Annotated in this window: 1 protein-coding gene; it reads right to left on the bottom strand. The window is 73.0% G+C overall.

Annotated features, from left to right (window positions below; translation table 11 throughout):
- Nucleotides 1-2,207 (bottom strand): condensation domain-containing protein (locus K377_RS40985; protein ID WP_237551765.1); only part of this gene is annotated, 2,207 nt, incomplete at both ends.

Below are 2,207 nucleotides of genomic sequence, written 5' to 3'. Positions count from 1 at the left end.
CCTCACGCCCCGTGGCGTTGATGCGGTTGACGAGCCAGTCGCGTTCGTCGTCCCCGAGCACGTCCACCGCGCCCACCGGCACCGTCGGGTCCTCCAGGACCTGTTCCAGCACCCGGACGAGGCGGGCGGCGACGGTCTCGGCCGCGTCGCGCTCGTAGAGGTTGCGCTGGTAGTCGAGGGAGAGCCGCAGGTACGGGTCGGAGGAGTTGAGGGTGAGGGGGTAGTGGGAGCCGGCGAAGGGGCGGATGGCGTCGATGGTGAGGCCCGCCGAGTCGTTCGCCTCGATGATCCCCTCGCGGTCGATGGGGTAGTTCTCGAAGACCACGATCGTGTCGAACAGGGACGGCAGACCGGTGCCGCGTTGGATGTCGGCCAGGCCGTAGTAGTGGTGGTCGAGCAGGCTGATCTGCCGGTTCTGGAGGTTCGTGATGACCTCGGCGAGCGTGTGCTCGGGCCGGCACAGGGCCCGCGTCGGCAGGGTGTTGATGAACAGGCCGACCATCTCGTCCGAGCCCGTCAGGTCGGCGGGGCGGCCGTTGGCCGCGGCGCCGAACACCACGTCCTGCTGTCCGGTCAGCTTGGCGAGCACGACCGCCCAGGCGCCCTGGAGCAGCGTGTTGAGCGTGACGCCCAGTTCGGCGGCGCGCCGGGCCAGTTCACGGCCCTGGTCGATGCTGAACGGCACCTCGACGCGGCCGAGCGATGCCGCGTCGCCCTCGGCGACCAGGTCCGCGGCGACGAGGGTCGGCTGGTCGAAGCCGTCGAGCTCGTCCTTCCAGCGGGCCGCCGACGCGTCCCGGTCCTGGCGGGACAGCCAGGTCAGGTAGTCGCCGTAGGAGCGGACGGGGCCGAGCGCGGCGGCGTCGCCGTACAGCCGGATCAGGTCCGTGATCACCAGCGGTGACGACCAGCCGTCGAACAGGGTGTGGTGCGCCGTGATGATGAGCTTGGACTGCCGTGGTCCGCAGGTGAGCAGGGCCAGCCGCAGCAGCGGCGGCCGGGCGGGGTCGAGCTGGTCGCCGCGGTCGGCGGCGAGGGCCGCGTCGAGCGCGGCGTCCTGCTCGGCCCCGGTCTGCCCGGTCAGGTCGAGATGGCGCCACGGCAGCGTGACGTGCTCGGCCACGACCTGCACCGGTTCGCCCTCGGCCGTGGTGAGGAACGCGGAGCGCAGGTTCGGGTACCGCTCGAGCAGGGCCTGTCCGGCCGCCCGCATGCGTGCCGGGTCCACGGTTCCGGACAGGTGCAGGACGAACTGCATGTGGTAGACGTCGAAGTTGCCGTCCGCCAGGGCCGCCTGGAACTGGATGCCGGACTGGCCCGGGGCCTGCGGCCACACCTCGGCGAGGCGGCCGTAGCGCTCCTCCCAGGTCTCGATGTCGTCCTGGCCCACCGTGACCAGCGGGGCGTCCGACGGGGTCAGGCCGCCGGCCTTCCCGCTCGCGGCGTGCGCGGCCATGCCGTTCAGGATCTCGACCCACGACTCGGCCAGCTGGGTGGCCTGTTCGCGGGAGAGCACGCCGGTGGGGAACATGAAGGCGGCCTGGAGCCGGGTGCCGTCGGGGGTGTCGGTGGCGACCGAGTTGACCTCCAGGGCGGAGAGCGCGGGCAGGTCCGGGTCGGGCTCGGCGATCAGCTCGGCGGACCACGCGGAGGGGCCCCAGCCGTCGGTGCGCAGGTGCTCGGGCACGTCGCTGTCGGAGATCCGGCCGAGGTAGTTGAAGCCGATCTGCGGTACGGCGAGGTCGTCGAGCTGCTCGGCGGCCTCCGGGTTGAGGTGGCGCAGCAGCCCGTAGCCGATGCCCCGGCCGGGGACGGCGCGCAGCTGCTCCTTGACCCGCTTGATCGCCTGGGCGGCGGCGGGGCCTCCGGCGAGGACGCCGGCCGGGTCCACGCCCCGCACGTCGACGCGGGCCGGGTACATGGTGGTGAACCAGCCGACGGTGCGCGACAGGTCGGCGCCGGGGACGACTTCTTCCTCGCGGCCGTGCCCTTCGAGGCGGACCAGGGTGGACTCGTCCGTGCCGCGCCAGCGGTTGACCGCCAGGGCGAGCGCGGCGAGCAGCACGTCGGTGCCGGTGGCGCGGAACGCCGCGGGCAACTCGGTCAGCACGGCCTCGGTGACGTCGGCGGGCAACTGCACCCGCACGGTCTCCACGGTGGACCACAGGTCGACGGACGGGTCGAACGCGCGGGCGCCGAGCGGCGGG

It is taken from the genome of Streptomyces sp. PsTaAH-137 (genome assembly GCF_003259365.1).
Taxonomy (GTDB): Bacteria; Actinomycetota; Actinomycetes; order Streptomycetales; family Streptomycetaceae; genus Streptomyces.
The sequence above is the reverse complement of the archived record's forward strand: the minus strand, read 5'-3'. Positions and strand labels throughout refer to the sequence as shown.